22 protein-coding genes and 2 pseudogenes are annotated in these 20,291 nt (G+C 67.2%); 8 read left to right on the top strand and 16 right to left on the bottom strand.

Going from position 1 to position 20,291, the window contains the following annotated elements; translation table 11 throughout:
- Position 1: 1 nt before the first annotated feature.
- From MSG_RS01650 to MSG_RS01640, 3 genes are all read right to left on the bottom strand, one after another.
- Positions 2–562, bottom strand: a complete 561-nt coding sequence (locus MSG_RS01650) for a hypothetical protein (RefSeq protein WP_096443912.1) — start codon at positions 560–562, stop codon at positions 2–4.
- Positions 563–726: 164 nt separating this feature from the next.
- Complete coding sequence (locus tag MSG_RS01645; protein ID WP_096436536.1) at positions 727–1,896, bottom strand: CaiB/BaiF CoA transferase family protein; 1,170 nt, start codon at positions 1,894–1,896, stop codon at positions 727–729.
- A gap of 10 nt (positions 1,897–1,906) precedes the next feature.
- Positions 1,907–2,185 carry a hypothetical protein gene (locus MSG_RS01640; protein ID WP_096436534.1) on the bottom strand — a complete coding sequence of 93 codons (279 nt, stop codon included), beginning with the start codon at positions 2,183–2,185 and terminating at the stop codon, positions 1,907–1,909.
- Positions 2,186–2,244: 59 nt separating this feature from the next.
- Between MSG_RS01640 and MSG_RS01635 the strand changes: the two genes are divergently transcribed.
- Positions 2,245–2,910: a DUF427 domain-containing protein gene (locus tag MSG_RS01635; protein ID WP_096436532.1), complete on the top strand. Its 666-nt coding sequence runs from the start codon at positions 2,245–2,247 to the stop codon at positions 2,908–2,910.
- 372 nt (positions 2,911–3,282) lie between these two features.
- Complete coding sequence (locus tag MSG_RS01630; RefSeq protein WP_096436530.1) at positions 3,283–4,986, top strand: FAD-dependent monooxygenase; 1,704 nt, start codon at positions 3,283–3,285, stop codon at positions 4,984–4,986.
- Positions 4,987–5,055: 69 nt separating this feature from the next.
- Here the strand turns inward: MSG_RS01630 and MSG_RS01625 are convergent, their stop codons facing one another.
- From MSG_RS01625 to MSG_RS01610, 4 genes and pseudogenes are all read right to left on the bottom strand, one after another.
- Positions 5,056–5,784 carry a ZIP family metal transporter gene (locus tag MSG_RS01625; protein WP_096436528.1) on the bottom strand — a complete coding sequence of 243 codons (729 nt, stop codon included), beginning with the start codon at positions 5,782–5,784 and terminating at the stop codon, positions 5,056–5,058.
- A 48-nt stretch (positions 5,785–5,832) separates the two neighbouring features.
- A pseudogene (locus MSG_RS01620) lies at positions 5,833–6,998 on the bottom strand (acyl-CoA dehydrogenase family protein).
- 17 nt (positions 6,999–7,015) lie between these two features.
- A complete protein-coding gene (locus tag MSG_RS01615; protein WP_096436526.1) occupies positions 7,016–7,936 on the bottom strand; it encodes an LLM class F420-dependent oxidoreductase in 921 nt (306 codons plus the stop codon).
- Positions 7,937–7,941: 5 nt separating this feature from the next.
- Positions 7,942–8,823, bottom strand: coding sequence for an acyl-CoA thioesterase (locus tag MSG_RS01610; protein WP_096443910.1), 882 nt, complete (start codon positions 8,821–8,823; stop codon positions 7,942–7,944).
- Positions 8,824–8,944: 121 nt separating this feature from the next.
- Here MSG_RS01610 and MSG_RS26065 point away from each other — a divergent pair.
- From MSG_RS26065 to MSG_RS01595, 4 genes and pseudogenes are all read left to right on the top strand, one after another.
- A pseudogene (locus MSG_RS26065) lies at positions 8,945–9,031 on the top strand (SRPBCC family protein); the annotation flags it as partial.
- Positions 9,032–9,101: 70 nt separating this feature from the next.
- Positions 9,102–9,920 (top strand): SMP-30/gluconolactonase/LRE family protein, encoded by an 819-nt coding sequence (locus MSG_RS01605; protein ID WP_096436524.1) that lies wholly within the window; start codon positions 9,102–9,104, stop codon positions 9,918–9,920.
- A 19-nt stretch (positions 9,921–9,939) separates the two neighbouring features.
- The gene (locus MSG_RS01600; protein ID WP_096436522.1) at positions 9,940–10,773 is read left to right on the top strand and encodes a thioesterase family protein; all 834 of its coding nucleotides are present in this window, start codon (positions 9,940–9,942) and stop codon (positions 10,771–10,773) included.
- A gap of 53 nt (positions 10,774–10,826) precedes the next feature.
- Entirely contained in the window at positions 10,827–11,366 is a 540-nt protein-coding gene (locus tag MSG_RS01595) for a TetR/AcrR family transcriptional regulator (RefSeq protein ID WP_096436520.1), read from the top strand.
- A gap of 22 nt (positions 11,367–11,388) precedes the next feature.
- Here MSG_RS01595 and MSG_RS01590 read toward each other — a convergent pair whose 3' ends face one another.
- Positions 11,389–11,889: a MarR family winged helix-turn-helix transcriptional regulator gene (locus MSG_RS01590; RefSeq protein WP_096436518.1), complete on the bottom strand. Its 501-nt coding sequence runs from the start codon at positions 11,887–11,889 to the stop codon at positions 11,389–11,391.
- A gap of 497 nt (positions 11,890–12,386) precedes the next feature.
- Between MSG_RS01590 and MSG_RS25060 the strand changes: the two genes are divergently transcribed.
- The gene (locus MSG_RS25060; RefSeq protein WP_170063132.1) at positions 12,387–12,539 is read left to right on the top strand and encodes a hypothetical protein; all 153 of its coding nucleotides are present in this window, start codon (positions 12,387–12,389) and stop codon (positions 12,537–12,539) included.
- A gap of 199 nt (positions 12,540–12,738) precedes the next feature.
- Here the strand turns inward: MSG_RS25060 and MSG_RS25795 are convergent, their stop codons facing one another.
- The 5 genes from MSG_RS25795 to MSG_RS01565 form a co-directional block, all read right to left on the bottom strand.
- A complete protein-coding gene (locus tag MSG_RS25795; RefSeq protein WP_170063131.1) occupies positions 12,739–12,891 on the bottom strand; it encodes a hypothetical protein in 153 nt (50 codons plus the stop codon).
- Between the two features lie 125 nt (positions 12,892–13,016).
- The gene (locus MSG_RS01580; RefSeq protein WP_096436516.1) at positions 13,017–14,360 is read right to left on the bottom strand and encodes an FAD-binding oxidoreductase; all 1,344 of its coding nucleotides are present in this window, start codon (positions 14,358–14,360) and stop codon (positions 13,017–13,019) included.
- A gap of 21 nt (positions 14,361–14,381) precedes the next feature.
- Positions 14,382–15,122 carry a glucose 1-dehydrogenase gene (locus MSG_RS01575; RefSeq protein WP_096436514.1) on the bottom strand — a complete coding sequence of 247 codons (741 nt, stop codon included), beginning with the start codon at positions 15,120–15,122 and terminating at the stop codon, positions 14,382–14,384.
- A gap of 16 nt (positions 15,123–15,138) precedes the next feature.
- Positions 15,139–16,239: an NAD(P)H-dependent amine dehydrogenase family protein gene (locus tag MSG_RS01570; RefSeq protein WP_096443908.1), complete on the bottom strand. Its 1,101-nt coding sequence runs from the start codon at positions 16,237–16,239 to the stop codon at positions 15,139–15,141.
- Between the two features lie 208 nt (positions 16,240–16,447).
- On the bottom strand, positions 16,448–17,083 hold the full coding sequence (locus MSG_RS01565; RefSeq protein WP_096436512.1) for a TetR/AcrR family transcriptional regulator: 636 nt from the start codon (positions 17,081–17,083) through the stop codon (positions 16,448–16,450).
- Positions 17,084–17,256: 173 nt separating this feature from the next.
- Between MSG_RS01565 and MSG_RS01560 the strand changes: the two genes are divergently transcribed.
- Positions 17,257–17,385 carry a hypothetical protein gene (locus MSG_RS01560; RefSeq protein ID WP_181159135.1) on the top strand — a complete coding sequence of 43 codons (129 nt, stop codon included), beginning with the start codon at positions 17,257–17,259 and terminating at the stop codon, positions 17,383–17,385.
- Positions 17,386–17,442: 57 nt separating this feature from the next.
- Here the strand turns inward: MSG_RS01560 and MSG_RS01555 are convergent, their stop codons facing one another.
- Genes MSG_RS01555 through MSG_RS01545 form a run of 3 tightly spaced genes read right to left on the bottom strand, consistent with a single transcriptional unit; the run spans position 17,443 to position 20,282 of the window.
- Positions 17,443–18,867, bottom strand: a complete 1,425-nt coding sequence (locus MSG_RS01555; protein WP_096436508.1) for an NAD(P)(+) transhydrogenase (Re/Si-specific) subunit beta — start codon at positions 18,865–18,867, stop codon at positions 17,443–17,445.
- On the bottom strand, positions 18,864–19,181 hold the full coding sequence (locus MSG_RS01550) for an NAD(P) transhydrogenase subunit alpha (protein WP_096436506.1): 318 nt from the start codon (positions 19,179–19,181) through the stop codon (positions 18,864–18,866). The genes MSG_RS01555 and MSG_RS01550 overlap by 4 nt, the downstream gene beginning before the upstream one ends.
- Entirely contained in the window at positions 19,182–20,282 is a 1,101-nt protein-coding gene (locus MSG_RS01545; protein WP_096436504.1) for a Re/Si-specific NAD(P)(+) transhydrogenase subunit alpha, read from the bottom strand.
- Positions 20,283–20,291: the final 9 nt, after the last annotated feature.

The following is a 20,291-nucleotide window of genomic DNA, read 5'->3' as shown; positions in this document are numbered from 1 at the left end:
GTCAGGTGAGTCGGATCAGTTCCGAGTCGCCGGGCGAGCGAGATGCATCACACAGCAGCGTCTCGGTGAAACCAACCGCGCCGCAAGGGATTTCCGCGGCAGCCAGGGCCGCGGCCTTGAACCGCCGGGCCGCCCCGCTGAGCAGGTGCTGCGCCGCGGCCAGGCCGCGGTCCACTCCCAGCGGCCACCGCTCGCCCCACAGAGCAACTTCGGTCAACCGGTTGTCCAGGGCATCGCGCACCTTGTCCCGCAGCCGCGCATCCACGGTGAACGCCGCGGCGCTGACCGCCAGCGTCTGGCTCGTCGAGTTCAGCGCGGCCTCGATGAACTCCGATTCGGCGTCGACCATGGAGACGCCGAGGATGCGCAACGACCGGGTGTTGCGGTCGTTCGGCAGCAGCACGGTCACCTCCCATCCCGCCATCACCCGGTCGTACAGCCAACCCCCCGCCGCGTGCACGACGTCAACGGCGTCGGCCGCAACGACGTCCAGCCGATAACGCAGGCAAGCACCGGCGCTGACCCGCCCGCTCCCGCTGATGTCGATCGTTGGACTGACCATCACATCCGTTCCTCACCGCCCGGGGTCCGCGTCGCGAGCTGACACGTCTTCGGTGGGCGTCTTCGTCCTGGGCCATGTCGCATCACGCGGCGGTGCCCCGGGTGACGCGACTCACCCGACAGCGTGACACTTATGCCGAATTTTGTAAAGGTTCTGTGCTGTGGTCAGGAGCCGCGGCGCGCCTTGAGTTCGGCGCGAATCTCGTCGGTGTGCTGACCCAGTTCCGGTGCCGCAGAACGCGGCGACCACGGGGTGCCGTGAAAATCCGCCGGGGTGGCGACCATTGCGACGCTGGACTGCCCCTCCGGTACATCCACCAATCCACCCGCGGCATGGAACTGCTCGTCGGCGACGACGTCCTCGAGGCTGTTGACCGGCGACCAGAAGAAATCGGGTTCGGCCGCGAACGCCTGTGCCCATTCGTCGAGGGTGCGGGTGGCAAAGATGACGTCCAACTCGCCGATCAGTTCCGCCGCGTTGAGGAAGCGGGCGTAGGCGTCGGAAAACTTGGGATCGTCCAGCCACTCCGGGTACCCGACGACCCGGCACAGCGGGGGCCAATGGCGGTCGACTTCGAGCCCGACGATCCAGAACCGCCGCCCGTCGGCGGTCGCGTAGTTGTTCATACACGGGTTGGCCATGGTTTCGCGCTGCCCGACCGCGATGGCCTGGCCGGCCAACAGGTAGGTGTTCAGGTCGAAGCTCACGGTGTAAGCGCCCTGCCGGTACAGCGAGGTGGTGACCAGCTGGCCGCTCCCGGTGCCCTGCCGGGCCACCAGCGCCGCGCAGATCGCGGCAGCCAGCGTCATGCCCGCGGAGTGGTCGCCCATTCCACCGCGCTGGAACGGCGGCGTCTGCCCGGGCCGGGTGAGCAGATGAGCCACCCCGGCCCGCGCCCAGAACGCCGCCACGTCGTAGGCGGGCCGATTGGCATCGGGGCCGTGCTGGCCGTATCCGGTGATCAGCCCGTACACCAGGCGGGGATTTCGCGGCGCCACCGACTCGAAGTCCAGGCCCAGCCGTTGTAGTGCGCCGGGACGCACGTTCGTCACGAAAACATCTGCGTCGGAGAGTAATTCGAGCGCGGCCTCGCTGTCCTCGTCGGCCGTGAGGTTCAAGACGATGCTGCGCTTGGAGCGATTGTCCATTTCGAACGGCGGGTTGACCCCGACGTCGAGTCCCATGATCCGGCCGAACGTTCGCGCCGGGTCGCCCGTCGGCGGCTCGATCTTGATGACGTCGGCGCCCCAGTCGGCCAGGATGCCGGCCGCGGCCGGGCCGGCCACCCACACTCCGAGTTCGACAACCTTGATGCCTGCCAGCGGTCCCGCCATGACTGGCACCTTAGCCCGATGCCAGGATCAGCTTGGCCCTGCCGGGGCGACCAGTTTCCAGGTCCTTGATGTCGGCGACGGGGCCAAATAGACCGGCGGGGATGTCGCCGGCGAGCGTCTGAGCCGCGCGAACCAAATCCGGCCAATTGCAGTTGGCCAATGCTGGTTTAGCCAGTGTGACGACGTCACCGATCCCGGACTCGATGACGGAGGCCGCATGCCGGGGATCGGCAAAGTGTCCGTTGACGAGGACGGGAAGGCCGCTGTGTTCGTCCGGCTCACACAACATCGCGATCGTTGGCGATGTTCCGTACTTCTGCAGTCGCCCCGACCATAAGCTTTGACTTTATGACTCTGGTAGCAGGACGTGGACCGCTGTCCAGCGATCCGGCCGGGCGGTTTGCTCCCCCGATCCCCGCCGGCGCCGTCTACATCGAGCCACACCCCCGCCGCATCCAGGCGCTCCGGGGCGGGCGCGTGGTGATCGACACCGAGCAGGCGCTGCTGGTGCACCGGCAGGGCCGTCCGCTGAGCTACATCTTCCCGGCCTACGTCGTCGCGGGACTGCCGTCCGAGCCCGAGCCGGAGGCACCTGGCCACGTCCACGTTCCGTGGGACGCCGTCGACACCTGGCTGGAGGAAGGCCGCGAGCTCGTCCACTACCCACCGAATCCCTACCACCGGGTCGACTGCCGGCCCACCAAGCGACGCCTGCGCGTCGATGTCGCCGGCGCCACGCTGGTGGACACCGATGACACGGTGATCGTCTTCGAGACCGCGCTGGAACCCCGGCTCTACGTCGATCCGGCGCTGGTACACACCGATCTGCTGCACCGCTCGGAGACGTCGAGCTACTGCAACTACAAGGGTCCCGCGACGTACTGGTCCACCGGCGATGTCGACGACGTCGCCTGGTGCTATCCGGATCCGCTGCCGGAAAGCCTTCCCATCAAAGGGTTTTTGAGCTTCGACCCGACGCGCGTCGAGATCCTTGCGGAGCTGCCTAACCCCTAGTCGCACGCGATCGCGCACCGGGACGTGGCGGCCGGATCGACCACATACAATCGGCCCGATCTTTTTGAACGCGACACCAACGCCGGCCGCCCCGGTCATCGATGGTCCGGCTCCCGCCATGCCGCGGGGGTGCGCTGCTGGCCCGTTCCACCCGGGTGACACCCGAGCAACGTTGCGGCCCAACCTCGGACGCCGATCCGCGTGGCTCCAGCGCGCCGCCGGCGTGGCACGCGGCGTTCGCGGGCGGGCCACGCTTTCGCGTCGGTCGCCGCTCGCATTGGGAGGCACAATCGTCGCCGGTCGTCCGATCCGCCGCTCATGCGGTATAGGTGACATTGAGCTGCCGGACGTGTCCGGACGGAAGGAAGGCCCATGGCTGACGAACGCCCGGGATCAATCGACGTGTTGGTCGTGGGCGCGGGACCGGTCGGCCTGACGCTCGCGGCGGAACTACAGCGGTACGGGGCAACGTGTCGCATCGTGGATCGAGCGCCACAGCCGACGGACAAGTCGAAGGCCGTCATCGTGCACGCGCGAATGCTGGAGCATTTCGATCATTTGGAGCTTGAGCAGACATTCCTGGCCCGCGGAACGATGGTCCATTCGGTGTCGTTTTTCGTCCAATCCAAGCGGGTGGCGCAGCTGGACTTTGTCGGCACCGACACGCGCTATCCATTCGTGCTCTGCATCCCGCAGGACGTCACCGAGAACATCCTTGGCACCCGCCTTGCCGACGTGGGCGTGCACGTCGAACGGTCCGTGGAGTTCCTCGACTTCGATCAGGATGATGGGGGCGTCACGAGCCGACTGCGTCACCCGGACGGGTCGATCGAAGAGGTTCGCACCCGATATCTCGTTGGCTGCGACGGATCCCGCAGCACGGTCCGCGACAAGGCGGGAATCACCTTCGAAGGGCTGGCCTACGAGGAGGAATGGATCCTTGCCGACGTCCAGCTGGAGACCGACTTCTTTGTCCGCGATGAGGCATCGCTGTTTGTCGAGCTGCGGCATTTCCTGGCGGTCTTTCCGCTCCCCGGAGATCGCTGGCGGCTGATAGCCGTGCGCAAGGTCGCCGACCCCACCGAGGCGGCCGCTCCCGCGACCGTCGAGGAATTCGAGACGGTGTTGCTGAAACATACGCGCCGTGCGGTTCGGGTTTTCGACCCCATCTGGATCACGCCGTTCCGCATCGGACACAAACAGGCCGACCGGCTTCGGGTGGGGCGCGTTTTCATCGCTGGAGATGCGGCACATATTCACAGCCAGGTCGGCGGACAAGGCATGAATACCGGATTACAGGACGCGATCAACCTCGGCTGGAAGCTCGCCCTGTCCGTGCGCGGCCAGGCCGAGCCACGACTGCTTGACACCTACGAGGAGGAGAGACTCCCGGTCATCCGCAGCGTCCTGTGGGGCACCGATCTGGCAACCAGGGCATTCACGCTGCGCCGCAAAGTCGACCAGCAGACCCTAAACACGCTGGGCCGCTTCGCGATCGGGCTCTTGCCAGTTCACGATTACCTGACCCGCTCGATCAGCCAAGTCGGCATCAACTACCGTGCGCGCGGCTACACCAGCCCGGCCCCAGCCGATGGCGCCCGGCAACGGCAATGGGGGCGGCGCCCGCGACTGGTCGCCCAGCCGGGGGACCACGCTCCCCGCGCACCACATCTCAAGCTCTTGCCCGATTCGCCGACGATCCGGCTGTACGACCTGCTGCGCCACAACGGGCACACCGTCGTTTTCCTGCAGGGCAAGCGCCAGACGGATCTGGCGGGCGACGCCGTCGTCGATTTCGCCAGAGAGCTGCGCGACGTATTCGGCGACGAGTTGCACTTCATCGGTGTGCGCCTGCGAGATACCTGGAAAGCCAGCACCTTTGGCTTCCCCTTAGTACACGACGTGGCGGCCGAGATGCACAAGGCCTACGGCGCAACAACACCGACCGTGATCGTTATTCGGCCCGACTGCTATATCGCGTTCCGGTCCGCGTGGCAAGACCGGAACACGTTGGCGCCGTTTTTGAGTGCTTACCTGCTGTCCACCGAATCAACAGCATCACTCGAGCCGACCTGACGCATACACCAAAAGCCTATGTCTTCCCGGCCGACTCGACACCGCCCGCGCCGACATTCCGTGCGATCCTCAGCTCGCCAGCCCGACGACCGCGAGCATGAACAGCACCGCGCCGACGGTGCACGCCAGGGTCGCAGCAGTGCGCCGGCCGGTGTGTGCCCTTGGCAGGACATCGGCGCTCGCCAGGTACATCAGGAAACCGGCGAAGAATCCGAGATACACGTCGAGGACGCGATGGGGAATCGTCACCGCCAGCGTCAGGGCAGCGCCGGCAACTGGTGCGACGGCGTCCGCGGCCAGCAGCGTCAGCGCCCTGCGCCGGTCGTTCCCATAGAGCGACGTGATGGTGTAGGTGTTGAAGCCGTCGGCGAAGTCGTGTCCGATCACCGCGACCGCGACCACCGCCCCCACGCCGGTCCCGGCCTGAAACGCGGCGCCGATCGCGAATCCGTCCATCACGCTGTGGCCCACCAGCCCCGCGGCCGCCAAGAGCCCGACGCCCGGGGCGTCGGAGACATCCGCGTCATTCGATGTCTGACCGAGATGGATGCCCACAGTTCGCTCGACGATGTGTAGCACCAGGAAGCCAGAAACGAAGGCCAGCAACGGAGTAGGGATGCCCCATAAGACCCAGAATCCCGGGCTCAGCGCCTCGGGCAGCAGGTCGAAGCCGACCGCGCCGAGCATCAGCCCCGCGGCCAACCCGAGCACCAGGTTGCGATAGGAGCCGATGCGCAGCGCCGAATAGCCGCCCAACAGCGTGGTGATGAACGAACCGAGGGCCACGAGCACAGCCACTACCGGCCCGCCTCTCTTCGGACGATCGATCCGCTAGCAGGCTACCCCTCAGCCGCCATAGCTGGGGCGGCCCAGCTTGAGCTCGTGCTGGGCGATCATGTTGCGAAACACCTCCATCGTTCCGCCGTAGATGCCGGCGGGCACGGCGTGGCGGAAGATGAATTCGATCGCGCCATTGTCGGCGAAGTCGGCGGATCCCGTTGTGTCGGTGGGCAATGCGGACGCGGCTCCGAGCAGGTCCATCAATTCCGCCGACACCTCGCGCATGGTCTGGATCAGCGCGACGCGGCCGTAGGTCCCCGGGGTGGACAGCGCCGCCTCGATGCGGGCCATGGCGCGCCCCAAGCGGTAGTTGACCGCGTCGTCGCCACGCTGCGCCAGTATCGCCGCGACGCCGTCGGCGGCCTCGGCCATCAGGTGGCCGTGCTCTGACATCATCGAAATGTTCTGCAGCCCATGGTCTGCCGGGTCGGTGATGCCGTGCTCGGCGTCGAGGGCGAACCGCATCACGGTCCAGCCGGCGTTGACCTCGCCGATCCGGTACAGATCGTCGACGCGGACGTCACTGTAGTACACGATGTTGGTGCGGTCGCCATCCAGCGTGCGGATGCCCTGGATCTCGATGCCCGGCGAGTCCAGCGGCACCAGGAACATGGTCAGGTTCTGGTGCTTGCGGCCGTTCGGGTCGGTGTTGGTGAGCAGGAAGACATACTTGGCGTGCTGCGCGTTGGAGGTGAACATCTTGGAGCCATTGATCACCCAGCTAGATCCGTCACCGTCGCGCACGGCGCGGGTCTTGCACGTCGCGACGTCGGAGCCGCCCTCGGGCTCGGTGTAGCCCAGGCACAGCCGGATCTCACGGACAGCACACCGGGCAGCACCGCGTCGACGAGCTTGGGATCTCCGAATTGCCGCATCAACTTGGCGACGACCGCCGTGGTTCCCCAGTGGAACCACGGTGTATGGGCGCGGCCGATCTCCAACTGGAAGATCCGGCGGCGCACGGGGTCGAACCCGCCGTCGGCCTCCTGCTTGAAATCCGATTCCAGATAGCCCGCTTCACCCAGTGCCAAATGCACGGGTTCGCTGAAGTTTTCACCGGATTCGCGGTCGCGCCGCAGTACCTCGTCGGTGACATGCTCGGCCAGGAACGCCCGGAACTGGTCTCTGAATTCCTGGTCCTCGGGTGAGAGTTCGACGCGGGAGAAGTCCATTTTCGTCTTCAGTCCAGCTACGCCGCTTCGACGACGAGGGTACGGAACCGCTCGAGGGTGTCCAGGGCATGCGCCATGCTGTCGCCGGGCAGGTGGACGCTGACCCACGTCACCCCCAACTTCTCCAGCTTCGCCAAGCCGTGCAGGTAGGCGTCGGCGTTGAAGTCGTCGTCGGTGATGCTGCCGCCCTCGAAGTTGGTGAACGTGATGTCGATCGTCGACCAATCTCGATCCGCCGCATCGCATCTGCGTCGCAGGTCGTCGACGGCCGCCGATAGCTGTTCGGTAGAGGTGATCGACGCCGTGCCCGCGGTCTGGGCTAGCTGCGGCGGGGCGGGGAACGGGCACCAGCCGTCACCGTAGAGCGCCACCCGCTGCCGCGACGCCGATGTGTTGCCGCCGATCCAGATCGGCGGGTGCGGATCGCTGAGCGGCCGCGGATGCGCAGTGATCCCCCGTGCGCTGAAATGCTTTCCCTCGAAAGAGATGTCGTCGCCGGTCCAGACGGCCCGGATCACCTGGAGCGACTCCTCGAACAGCTCTGCTCGCTGGTCGTAGCTCACCCCCAGCGCCGCGAATTCGCGCTTGAGGTAACCCACGCCGACCGCGAGCGTGAACCGCCCCCCGGACAGCAGGTCCAGGGTGGCGCCGGACTTGGCCACCACGAAGGGATTTCGATACGGCAGCACCACGATGTTGGGAATCAGTCGTAGCGTCGTCGTCGTGGCTGCCGCGAAACCCAAGGCGACGAAGGGATCCAAAGCGTCGTGCCCGCCGGCGTCCAGCCAGCGCTGCGAGGGTGCCGGGTGGTCAGTGAAGCCGAACCCGTGGATGCCCGCCGCCTCGGCGGCCGCAGCCACCTTTCCGATGCCGGCGCCGCTCACCAACTCCGGGTTGTAGGGATGGCTGTGCATCGGGTGGGTGATGGTGAAGTGCATGGACGTCAGAAGCGCGCGCGGGAATCGATCGCCGTGTCGGAGGTGCGCAGCGGGCGGATCAGCGCCTCCTGCGTAAACGAGGCCAACAGCTCACCCTCCTCGGAGTGCACGGCGCCCCGGACATAGGACATCCCCGCGCCGACCTGGGTGCTCTCGTGGGTGTAGAGCAGCCAACCGGTCCAGTGCACCGGCTCGTGGAACGCGACCGAGATGCTCATCGGCGCCGTAGACACGGTCAGATGCGCCTGGGCGGTGCCGATGCCCTCGTGCGCGCGCATCGTGGTGGAGATCCCGAGATGCCCGGTGAAGTACGCGAGCAGCGCCTTGGCCAGGTCGTCGCGCTCTGGAATCGGGTCGTAGCGCAGCCAGGCGTACAGCTCCGGCGGCCCGACCTCGTCGGGGCTGTTGACGTCGACGACGTCGACCAGGCGCAGTTCGCGCCCGATCATCGGCATCGGCGAGTGGTTGGCCTGGGCCGGCGGCGCGACGTCGGGTCGCGGCAGGTGGTGGCGTATGACGTCGGCGGTCGGGACGTCGGCCAACACGGTGATGCTCAGGCAGCGCCGCCCATTCTGATGCACGGCGACGACGGCTGTCGCCGTCGACCGGCCGTCGGACACGACGTCGAGGATCAGCTCGACGAGCGGCCCGACCGTGACGGCGCGGGAGAACACCGCGTGCGCGGAGCGAACCGACTTGTCCGGGAATCGCTTGGCGACCGCGACGATCGCCTGGGCCAGCACCTGGGTGCCCTCGACCACCTGGCGTTCGTCGCCGACGGCGATGCCCGTCTCGCCGGTGAACCGGTCCTGTCCGTCTTCCTGGACGTCGAACAGGTCCAGCAGCCCCTGCACGGTCCACTCAGTCTGCTCAGATTCCGTGGTCAAAATCCGCTCCACCTCTAGTTATCGATGGCCGAGTCGCGAGCGCAGCCCACCGCACAGCGTGACACTTTACGTAAGATTTGTAAAGCTCGGCTAACTAGACGCCGAACCGCCGGCCGGACGGGTGCCCGATCAGCTCTTCCAGCAGGCCAACCCCGCCAAAATCGACGAGTACCACGCGGCCGTCGCGCGCGAGCTGGCAGGCAATTGACACCGGCACCCGCGGTGCATGACACTTCTGCGGTGTTTTGTAAAGCGGAAATTGTGTCCAGAGGCACCGGATGATCCCCGAGCCGCTGGCCAACGGTTTCTGCTTCGGCGAGGGCCCGCGCTGGTTCGAAGGCCTGCTGTGGTTTTCCGACATGTTGGGCGAGGCCGTGCACACGTCGACCCTGAGCGGTTCCCTGACGACACTGCCGTTGCCCGGGCGTTCCCCGTCCGGCCTCGGCTTCCGGCCCGATGGGTCGCTGCTGATCGCCTCCTCCGAGGACCGGCAGGTGCTGCGCTATGACGGGGAGACGGTCGTGCCCATCGCCGACCTCTCCGGCCTGGCGCCGACCAACCTCGGCGACATGGTCGTCGACGACCGGGGCCGCGCCTACATCGGCTCCCAGGCGCGTTCGGGCGGGGTGATCATTCGGCTCGATCCCGACGACACCGCCCGTATTGTCGCCTCTGACCTCGACTTTCCCAACGGCATGGTCATCACCGACGACCGCACGACGCTGATCGTCGCGGAGTCGGTCGGCCGGCGGCTCACCGCGTTCACCATCGACAATGACAGCGCGCTACGGGATCGGCGGGTTTTCGCCGACGATCTGGACGGCCCGCCGGACGGCATCGCGCTCGACGCCGACGGTGCAGTGTGGACGTCGATGACCCTGGCGCACCAGTTCGAGCGGATCGTCGAGGGCGGCACCGTCACCGACCGCATCGACATGGGCGAGCGCGTCGCGATTGCCTGCGCGCTCGGCGGCCCCGAACGCCGCATCCTGTTTCTGCTGTCGAGCACCGACGCCTATCCTCAGCGCCTGGTGGGCACCCGGGGATCGCGGCTCGACGCCGTGCAGGTCGCCATGCCCGGCGCCGGGTTGCCCTGAGACACCCGAGAGGACACACGTGACCGACTCCTATTACGAGCTGATCGACCCCCCTGGTGGCCTGGCCGATGCGTTGGGCGAGAAGTTCCGCGCGACCGACCTGGCTCGCGGCACCTGGTCGGCGGCGATCCAGCACGGCGGCCCGGTCTCGGCGCTGCTGGTCCGGGCGCTGGAGCGCTGCGAGCGGCGCGACGACACCCGGCTGTCGCGGGTCGTGATCGACCTACTGGGCGGCGTGCCGTCGGACGGTGACCTCTGGGTCCGCTCGGAGGTTCAGCGCCGCGGCAAGCAGATCGAGCTGGTGACCGCCGAGATGCTGGCCACCGGTCCCGACGGCGAGCCCCGGCCCGTCGCGCGGGCGAGTGGTTGGCGGCTGCAGCTGCAGGACACCCAGGCGATCGCGCACGCGGCGGCCGAGTTGCCCCGGCCGCGCGCCGAAGCCCGCAACCGCAACCTCAAGGCCAAGGAGTGGGACCGCAACTACGTGCACAGCCTTCAGTGGCTGTGGCTCACCGAGCCGCTAACGCCGGGCCCGGGCGAGTCATGGATCAAGCCGGAGGTCGACCTGGTCCAGGGCGAGACGATGACGCAGCTGGAGCGGCTGTTCGCGGTGGCCGATTGCGCCAACGGCATCGGCAGCAAGCTCGACATCACCAAGTGGACCTTCTTGAACACCGATTTGGCGGTGCACGTCTTTCGCGTTCCCGACGGGGAGTGGGTCGGCATTCGCGCGGAGACCAGCTATGGGCCGGACGGCATCGGGACCACGATCGGCACGTTGTACGACGAGCAGGGCGCGGTCGGCGCTATCCAGCAGTCCGTCCTGGTGCGCCGCCGGCCACCCCGAGCCTGACGCGAGGGCAGAAGAACGTGGCTACTTCGGCAATAGTTCGTAAAGTCTCAGATATGAGCAATCCGCTGACGGCCGAAACCGACGGCTCGACCCCGCAGCGGATCCTCGCGGCCACCGCCGAGGTGCTGGGCCGAAACGGCAAGTCCAAACTCAGCCTGTCCGAGGTCGCCGCCCAGGCCGGCGTGTCCCGGCCCACGTTGTATCGATGGTTCGCGTCCAAAGAGGAGCTGCTCTCCGCGTTTTCCGCCTACGAGCGGCAGGTTTTCGAAAGCGGTTTGGCCAAGGCCACCGCGGGGCTCAAGGGGATCGACAAGCTCGATGCGGTGTTGCGCTTCATCGTCGAGTACCAGCATTCGTATTCGGGTGTGCGCATGGTCGACGTCGAACCCGAGCACACCATCGCCGCGTTCGCTCACGTCATCCCGCAGATGCGCGACGGGCTGCAGCGCCACCTTCCGGGCCCCAACGCCGCGGTGAAGGCCGCGACCGTGATCCGAATCGCCATCTCGCACTACATCGTTCGCAGTGACGACGGCGAGCAGTTCCTGGCCCAGCTACGGCACGCCGTCGGAATCAAACCGACTGTCGACTAGCGGTCCCCGCTTCGCAACGCCCTCACCACAGCTTGGGTGAGCGGTAAGTGTTGCCGAAATCGACGCGTTTCTTACCCATGGAAACCTCACCCACGGTTTCCATGGCACGTTGCAGCTCGGTAAGCCCGGCCGAGCCCAGGCGTTCACAGATTTCCCCGTCCAGCGCGGCTGCCGCGCTCCGGCGCGCAGTGACGAGCTCGACCGCTTTTGCCGTGAGTTCCACCACCTTCTCCCGCTGATCGGTCCTCGACGCAGCCACCCTTATATACCCGCGCCGGCCCAGTTCGGCCGTGATCTTGCTGGCCGCCTGACGACTGATAGCAAATTGCCGACCCATCTCCGAAATCGTCATCGGACCGGGATGACCATACAGCGCGAACACATAGTTCAGTGGGAATTCACGCCCCGGCAAACCAATAGCCGCCAGCTCCGCATCAATGCGCTGGGAGTAACTCCACCACGCAACCCGCAACGCCTCCCCGAAATCGGTCTGGGGCGCCTCTACATCAGATTTGACAACCACGGTTGACAGTATAGACCAGCCCGCTTATGATTCGTTAGATCGTATATATGTTGTCTAGTCACATATTTAAATAATGATCACATACGCCAATTGAAGATAGGGCCACAGATGATGACAAAGAGAATACGGGCCGCCGGTGGAAAGCACCGGCGGCAGCACACAATCCGCGGCTGCGGCGGATTGCAATCCCGGTTGAAGTCGGCAGTTCTTGCCGCGACGGCTGCAACCGCGATGTTCGCCGTGTTCGAAGCCGCGCCACCCGGTACGCCGGGGCCTGCTCTCGAATCGACATCGGTGCGATTGGTGGACACCGAAACCGACCCGTCGCCGCCCCCGGGTCCACCGCCACCGCCACCGCTGTGCTTGGGCCCCAACCCGATCAATGACAACAGCCCGGAGGCTAAAGCGTTCTGCCTACGGCAGTACGAGAATTACCCGTTTATCTGGCCGATCTATACGTGGTATCTCGACGACCCGGACTGGAACACCCCGGGCTGGTGGCCGCCTCCGCCTCCGCCCTCGGTGCCATGGACACCGCTTACGCCGGCAACGCCGATACCTCCGGCAACGGCGGCGCCCGCCAAACCAGACACCCCGGCAACGGCGGCGCCCGCCAAACCAGACACCCCGGCAACGGCGGCGCCCGCTAAACCAGACGGCGGCGGAGCTGCCGCCGGCGGCCCCACGGGCGGCGGGACCGCTGTCGTTGGCCCGACAGATGGCGGCCCCACCAGCGGTGGCGCAGGAGGCCCTGCCGCCATCGGCGGCGGCTCAAGCCCAGCCATCGGCGGCGGCTCAAGCCCAGCCATCGGCGGTGGCGCAGGAGGCCCTGCCGCCATCGGCGGCGGCTCAGGCCCAGCCATCGGCGGTGGCGGCAGTGGCCTCTTCGGCGGGGGTGGCTCGGGGGGCGGCGGCGGGCGCAGCTTCGGCGGTGGTGGCGGCTTCGGCGGTGGTGGCGGCTTCGGCGGTGGTGGCGGCTTCGGCGGTGGTGGCGGCGGCCACAGCTCCGGCGGTGGTGGCGGCCGTCGCTAGTGCTGCACACTCAGCGGGAAGCCAGCCCGGCGGGGGGACGATTTCGGGCGGTGGGCATTGCCCGCCGCCCGAAATATCGTCGCCGGAAGCCGTGACTAGTCGAACAGCACCGCCGCATTGAGGTAGCCGGTCGGGTCCAGCGCGGCCTTGACCGACCGCATCACCGTGATATCCGCTGCCTCCCTGGACATTTCGAGGTAGGCGCGCTTGCGGCTGCCGACACCGTGTTCGGAACTGACGTTGCCGCCGCACTGCGCGATCAAGTCCATCATCGGCCCGTACAACGCCTTCTCCTCGTCGACCGGCACGCGCAGCACGTTGAGGTGCAGGTTGCCTTCGCCGACATGGCCGAACAACACCGGCACAGCGTCGCTGACCCGGGCTTCGATCAGGGCGGCGGCCTCCCGGGCGAAGGCGCCGATGGCCGACAGCGGCAGCGACACGTCGAACTTCAACGGTGGCCCGTACACGCCGAGCACCTCGGCCAGCGATTCGCGAATACGCCAAAGTCGTTGCTGGGCAGCCGAATCCACACCCACCGCGGGCTCGTCGCACAGCCGGGCACCGTCCAGCAGCTCGGCCAGCCGCTCGGTCTGGTCGTGGTCGGCGGCCAGTTCCACCAGCAGCAGCCAGTCGCCCTGTACCGGGGCGCCGACGCCCAGGTGCTCGGCGGCCAGCGCGGCCGCTCGGCCGTCGATCAGTTCCAGCGCGGCGATGCCGTCCACGTCGCGAAAGGCCCGGCCCGCCTCGATCAGCGCCTCCAGATCGGCGAATCCGCATACCGCCGTCACCCGATGCGACGGGGTGGGATGCAGCCGCAGATCGAGCGCGGTGATGACGCCGAGGGTGCCCTCTGCGCCGACGAACAGCGCCGGCAGGTCGTATCCGGTGTTGTCGCTGCGCACCAGGCTGTGCCGGCGCATCAGCGAGCCGTCGGGCAGCGCGACCTGCAGCCCGAGGACCTGTTCGGCCATGTTGCCGTAGCGCACCGTACGCAGGCCACCGGCGTTGGTCGAGGCCATGCCGCCGACGGTCGCGGTGTCGCGGGCGGCCAGATCCACGCCGAACACCAGGCCCGCCACACCCGCGGCGTGTTGCACCGCGGCCAGCGTGGCGCCCGCCCCGGCCTCGACGCGGCGCTCCACCGTGTCCACGTCGCCGATGGCGGTCAGCCGCTCGGTGGACAGCAGCACGTCGTCGTGCTCCGGAACCGTCCCGGCCACCAGCGAGGTGCGCCCGCCCTGCACGGTCACGTTCAGCCCGGCCGCACTGCACACCCGCAACACGTCGGCGACCTGCTCGGCGTCGCCGGGTCGCACCAACGCCCTGGCCCGGCCGCGATAACGCCCGGTGTGGTCGACACTGCGCCCGGCCAGCACGTCGGGATCGGTGATCACGTGGCTGGCTCCGACGATGCTCGCCAGGGTTTCCAGGGGCATGCTCGCGGTTATAGCACCGCCCTAGAACTCCTTGTGATTCACGTCGGTGATCAGCCCGCCGTCCATGATGAACTCGCTGCCGGTGGAGTAGGACGATTCGTCACTGGCCAGAAAGAGCACGAACGTCGCGACTTCCCGGACTTCGCCCGGCCGCCCCAGCGGAATCGTCACCATGTCCTCGGGCAGGTGAGCGGTCATCGGCGTCCGGATGAACCCCGGGTGCACCGAGTTCACCCGAATGTTGTGTGGCGCCAGCTCCAATGCGGCCGACTTCGCCAGGCCACGCACGCCCCACTTGGACGCGACGTAGGGGTGCACCATGGGCGCGCCCCGCAGCCCCTCGATGGACGACACGTTGATAATCGAGCCGCCACCGGCCGCGATCATCGGTTCGACCGAAGCCCGCATGCCCAGGAACGTCCCGGTGAGGTTGACGTCGATTACCTTCTGCCACTTGGCCAGATCGAAACTCTTCAGCGGGCCGAGCGCAACGGTGCCGGCATTGTTGACCAATACGTTGAGCTTGCCGAATTCGCCGATCGCGGTGGCCACGGCGGCGTCCCACTGATCGGGCTGGGTGACGTCGAGATGGACGTAGCGCGCGGAGTCGCCGATCTCGTCGGCCAGCGCCTTGCCCTGGTCGTCCAGAATGTCGCCGATGACGACCTTGGCGCCCTCTTCGACCAGCAGCCGCGCGTCTTCGGCTCCCATACCCCCGGCGCCACCACTGATGAGCGCTACCTTGCCGTCTACCCGACCCACGCGGGTCTCCTTTCGTTTAGGTGGTCACCAAAGTGCTTGGCGCGTAAAGGCCTTTGCCGGTCACCAGCGGCAGATCGAGCGTCGTCCGGATGCCCTGCGGCGCGGCGATCACGTCCGGGATCGCGTTGACGATCCGGCCCGCCGCGCCGGCGATGGCGGCGTGGTTGTGGTCGCCCTTGCGGCTGCTGGGAATGATGTCGACGGCATACGACGGCTCGCCGGTGATCTCGATGCGGTACGAGCCGTCGCCGGAGGCGGGGCGCGGCAGGTCGGGTCGCAGGTCGGGCCGCAGCCTGGTGACGTGCTCGATGACGATGGCGGGGTGACCCTTGACCATGCCGCGAATCTCGAACTGCAGCACGGCAACCGTGCCCTTGGCCACGCGGCCGATGGCGATGTCGAAGTCTTCCGGCGCCGGCTCACGCTGGTAGGACTCGGCGATCTCGTCGACCTCGATGCCCAGTCCAGCGGCCAGCTGGCGGATCGCGGTTCCCCAGGCGATGCTGAGAATGCCCGGCTGCAGCAACATCGGTATTTCGTCCATGGGCCGGGCGAACCCCATGTAGCTCATGACTTCTTCGCCGTCGTAACTGGCGTAGTCGTGCAGCTCCATGCAGCGCACCTGCTCGATGCGCTGACACGTGCCGGCCAGCGCGAACGCGAGCAGGTCGTTGGCGAACCCGGGGTCGACGCCGCTGATAAAGATGCTCGAATTACCTTGCTTAGCAGCGTCTTCCACGCGCCCGATGTACTTATCGGGCATCACGCCCCACGGGAATTGCAGCAGCCCGGGCGACGACCCCACCACGTTGACGCCGGCGGCCAGGATGCGCATGACGTCGGCCATCGCGTCGGGCAGCCGGGTGTCGCCCATGGCGCAGTAGACGACGCACTCGGGCTTGGTGGCCAGCAGGGTGTCCAGGTCGTTGACGGCTTTGACCCCCGTCTCGACCGGCACGTCCAGTCCGATGCCGCAGAGTTCCCCCGCGTCCTTGCCCACCTTCTCGGGCGTCGAGACACACACGCCGGTCAACTCAAATTGCGGGTTGGTGACGAGCTCAGCGAGGGCAAGCCTTCCGACATTTCCGGTACCGACGTGCGCGACACGGATCGCCATCACAGCCTCCATCCCTTGAGCCTGAAACTTTTCCAGACAGTAGTCCACAATTTCTGTGGCGCCTACCGGGGTGGCTTCCGTCGCGACGTCGGCGAGGCTTCGTTGCGCCGAACGTGCAATCACTGCGAGATCCCGGCGGATTTGCCACGCCGAGTGCACGTTCGGCGCGAAAGACCTAGCTCGACAGACAGCCGCGCGCGGCTAGGAACTACGGCCCGAGCGGGGACGTCGTGCGGACGCCCTCGTCGCGGATCAGCCCCCGCAACAGCGCGGTGCTGAACTCCGCGGCGATCTCCTTGGCCGACCGGCGCCCGCTGGGCCGCAGCCAGCGGTAGCTGCCCAGCGTCATGCCGATGTAGCCCAGCGCCAGCACGTGCGAGTCGCACTCGTAGAACTCACCGCTGGCGATCCCGCGGTCGATGAGGCCGTGCACGTGGTGGTAGACCTGGGCTTCCTTTTCGCGGACCTCGGCGACCTGCTCGTCGGTGAACCATTCGGTGATGTAGGGCTGCTCCTGGAAGTAGACCGCGGCGCGCTCGGGGTCTGCCGCGATCCCGGTGAGCAACCGGACCGTGTACTGGTAGAGCGCCTCGCGCGCGGTCCAGGACGGGTCGTCGTGCACGGCGGCCAACGTGCCCTCGGCGGCCTGGCGGTAGATGTCGAAAAGGATCAGCGACTTGCTGGCGTAGTAGTGGTAGACGGTGGCCTTGTTCAGGCCGATCACGTCGGCGACGTCGTCCATCCGGGTCCCGTGATAGCCGCGCGCGGCGAACAGCTTGGTGGCCACGGCCAGCAACTCCTCGCGGCGCGTCAAACCGTTGGCGGTGCTGCTCTCCGATGACATCTGTTCTCGCTATCGTCGCTGCCCGCGGGCCGGTATACGGTTCCGGTGCGGCCCGGCAAAGGCAAAGTACCAACTAACTGGTTGGACAGTTTAAGACCATCGCCGCCTGTCGCACCGTTGCGGATGGGACTAGACTCGAACTTCGAACTAGACCGCGGGTGGGAGAGGTAACGCTGATGGATCCGAGCCCGGACTACGACGGCAGTGACGAGATCGAGTTCTTCATGCGGTATCTCACCTGGGGCCTGCGCGGCGTCGAGGACGGCCACGGCTACCCGCCGCCCGCTTACCCGCCCGTCTGACCAGCCCGACCTGCCCGGCTGAGGGGTCGCCGCCGCGCGAGCGCGGTACGCCCGCCCCTAGAGGGCCTTGAGTTCCTCGGCGACCTCGGTCACCGACTTCTTCGCATCGCCGAACAGCATGCTGGTGCCCTCGCCGTAGAACAGCGGGTTGTCGATGCCGGCGAACCCGGAGTTCATCGACCGCTTGAGCACGATCACCGACTTGGCCTTGTCCACGTTGAGGATCGGCATGCCGTAGATCGGACTGGAGGCGTCATTGCGGGCCGCCGGGTTGGTGACGTCGTTGGCGCCGATGACGATCGCCACGTCGGTGCGGGCGAACTCGTCGTTGATGTCGTCCATGTCCTTCATCGCGTCGTAGTCGACCTCGGCCTCGGCCAGCAAGACATTCATGTGCCCGGGCATCCGGCCGGCCACCGGGTGGATCGCGTACTTGACCGTCACGCCCTTGCTCTCCAGCAGTGACGCCATGTCCTTGACGGCGTGCTGGGCCTGCGCGACGGCCAGGCCGTAACCCGGCACCACGATCACCTGGTTGGCGTAGGCCATCTGGATCGCGGCGTCGGCGGCCGAGGTGGCCTTGACGGTCTTGTCGCCACCGTCCCCGCCGCTGGGCGCCACCCCGCCGCCGCCGAAGCCGCCGGCGACGATGGCCGGGATCGAGCGGTTCATCGCCTTGGCCATCAGGTTGGTCAGGATCGAGCCCGACGCGCCGACGATCATGCCGGCCACGATCATCGCGGTGTTGTTCAGCGCCAGGCCCGCGGCCGCGGCCGAGAGCCCCGTCATCGCGTTGAGCAGCGAGATCACCACCGGCATGTCGGCGCCGCCGATGGGCAGCACCACCATTAGGCCGAGCACGCCGGCCGCGACGAGCAGGCCGATCATCCACCACAGCGGAGCCCCGCCGGTACCGGGATGCGCGTGCAGGCCGATGACGACGGCCGCGGCCACCGCGGCGACCAGCAGCAGCAGGTTGATCGGCTGTTGGGCCCGCCCGAAGCCGATCGGCGAGCCGGAGATGATCTCCTGCAACTTGCCGAACGCGATGATCGAGCCCCAGAACGAGATCGACCCGATGATCGCGGCGAACAACGACGCCACCACGATGTGCACCGTCGGCGATTCGCCGTGCTGGAAGGCCGAAAAGCCCTTCGTCTCAATGAATTCGGCCAGCGCGATCAGCGCGACGGTGCCGCCACCCACGCCGTTGAAGAACGCCACCAGCTGCGGCATGGCGGTCATCTTGGTCAGCCGCGCCGGGGGCACGCCCAGCAGGACGCCGACGACCAGGCCGGCGATGATCAGCACCCACGACTCGGTGTGCCGGATCTTGATCAGCGTCGCGCCGACGGCGATGACCATACCGACCGCGGCGATCAGGTTGCCACGCACTGCGGTCTTGGGCCCGGTCAGCCCCATCAGACCATAGATGAACAGCGCGAACGAGATGATGTAGAGGGTCGTGACGAGGTAGTTCACTTGGCGACCTCGTCCGCCTTGGCGGGCTTCTTCCCCTTGAACATGCCCAGCATCCGGTCGGTGACGATGAACCCGCCGATGACGTTGAGGGTCCCGAACACCACCGCGACGAACAGGATGATCTGCACCGCCAGCGACGGATGCTCCACTTCCCCGAACACCACCAGCGCGCCGAGTACCACGATGCCGTGGATGGCATTCGTCCCCGACATCAGCGGCGTGTGCAGGGTATTGGGGACCTTGGAGATCACCGCGAACCCGACGAACCCGGACAGCACCAGGATCGCCAGGTTAGCCAACAGCTCGTCGTACATCTAGGAATCCTTCCCGCGGGTCACACACGACTCCGCGACGACCTCGTCGTCGAAATCCGGTGCCAGCTTGCCGTCGGCGATCAACAGGTCCAGCAACGCGGTGATGTTCTTGCTGTAGAGCTCGCTGGCGTGCTCGGGCATGGTGGCCGGCAGGTTGAACGGCGAGGCGATCGTGACGTCATGCTTGACGACCGTGCGCCCGGGCTCGGTGAGCTCGCAGTTGCCGCCGGTCTCGCCGGCCAGGTCGACCACGACGCTGCCCGGCTTCATCGCCTGCACGGCCGCGGCGGTCACCAGCCGCGGCGCCGGCCGGCCGGGAACGAGCGCGGTGGTGATCACGACGTCGAACCCGCTGATCGCCTTCTCCAGCGCCTGCTGCTGCTGCGCGCGTTCGGACTCGGTGAGTTCGCGGGCATAGCCGCCCTCGCCGGCGGCATCGATTCCGATATCGAGCCACTGCGCGCCCACCGAGCGCACCTGGTCGGCGACCTCCGGACGAACGTCGTAACCGGTAGTGCGGGCGCCCAGCCGCTTCGCCGTCGCCAGCGCCTGCAGGCCGGCCACGCCGACCCCGAGCACCAGCACCGTGGCGGGCTTCACCGTTCCGGCCGCCGTCGTCAGCATCGGGAAAAACCGGGTGGACTCCGACGCCGCCAGCAGCACGGCCTTGTAGCCGGACACGTTGCCCTGCGACGACAACGCGTCCATCGCCTGGGCTCGCGAGATGCGCGGGATCGCCTCCAGCGCGAATGCCTGCACGCCCGCCTGCGTCAGCGCACCGATCACGTTTTCGGCATTGCGCGGGGCCAGGAAGCCGATCAGGGTCTGGCCGCTGTGCAGCTTGCCCACCTCGTCGGCGGTCGGCGGCGCGACTTTGACAACGACGTCGGCGGACCAGGCGTCGCCGATGGTGGCGCCGGCCTGGGTGTAGAGCTCGTCGGGCAGCAGCGCCCGCTCGCCCGCACCGGACTCGACAACGACCGCCACGCCGCTGTTCACCAGGGATGCGACCGCCTTGGGTACCAGCGCGACGCGCCGCTCATCGGTCCCGGACTCGGCAACCACCCCGACCCTGATCGCATTGGCCTGCGGCTCTGTCATGGCGCGTAC

The organism is Mycobacterium shigaense (assembly GCF_002356315.1).
GTDB lineage: Bacteria > Actinomycetota > Actinomycetes > Mycobacteriales > Mycobacteriaceae > Mycobacterium > Mycobacterium shigaense.
This window is presented reverse-complemented; position numbering and strand designations above follow the sequence as displayed.

What these genes read in the sequence shown, in the direction of transcription:
- MSG_RS01650 (WP_096443912.1), bottom strand. Translation starts at nt 562, where the DNA reads ATGGTCAGTCCAACGATCGACATCAGCGGGAGCGGGCGGGTCAGCGCC.
- MSG_RS01645 (WP_096436536.1), bottom strand. Translation starts at nt 1,896, where the DNA reads ATGGCGGGACCGCTGGCAGGCATCAAGGTTGTCGAACTCGGAGTGTGG.
- MSG_RS01640 (WP_096436534.1), bottom strand. Translation starts at nt 2,185, where the DNA reads ATGTTGTGTGAGCCGGACGAACACAGCGGCCTTCCCGTCCTCGTCAAC.
- MSG_RS01635 (WP_096436532.1), top strand. Translation starts at nt 2,245, where the DNA reads ATGACTCTGGTAGCAGGACGTGGACCGCTGTCCAGCGATCCGGCCGGG.
- MSG_RS01630 (WP_096436530.1), top strand. Translation starts at nt 3,283, where the DNA reads ATGGCTGACGAACGCCCGGGATCAATCGACGTGTTGGTCGTGGGCGCG.
- MSG_RS01615 (WP_096436526.1), bottom strand. Translation starts at nt 7,936, where the DNA reads ATGCACTTCACCATCACCCACCCGATGCACAGCCATCCCTACAACCCG.
- MSG_RS01605 (WP_096436524.1), top strand. Translation starts at nt 9,102, where the DNA reads ATGATCCCCGAGCCGCTGGCCAACGGTTTCTGCTTCGGCGAGGGCCCG.
- MSG_RS01595 (WP_096436520.1), top strand. Translation starts at nt 10,827, where the DNA reads ATGAGCAATCCGCTGACGGCCGAAACCGACGGCTCGACCCCGCAGCGG.
- MSG_RS01580 (WP_096436516.1), bottom strand. Translation starts at nt 14,360, where the DNA reads ATGCCCCTGGAAACCCTGGCGAGCATCGTCGGAGCCAGCCACGTGATC.
- MSG_RS01570 (WP_096443908.1), bottom strand. Translation starts at nt 16,239, where the DNA reads ATGGCGATCCGTGTCGCGCACGTCGGTACCGGAAATGTCGGAAGGCTT.
- MSG_RS01565 (WP_096436512.1), bottom strand. Translation starts at nt 17,083, where the DNA reads ATGTCATCGGAGAGCAGCACCGCCAACGGTTTGACGCGCCGCGAGGAG.
- MSG_RS01550 (WP_096436506.1), bottom strand. Translation starts at nt 19,181, where the DNA reads ATGTACGACGAGCTGTTGGCTAACCTGGCGATCCTGGTGCTGTCCGGG.
- MSG_RS01545 (WP_096436504.1), bottom strand. Translation starts at nt 20,282, where the DNA reads ATGACAGAGCCGCAGGCCAATGCGATCAGGGTCGGGGTGGTTGCCGAG.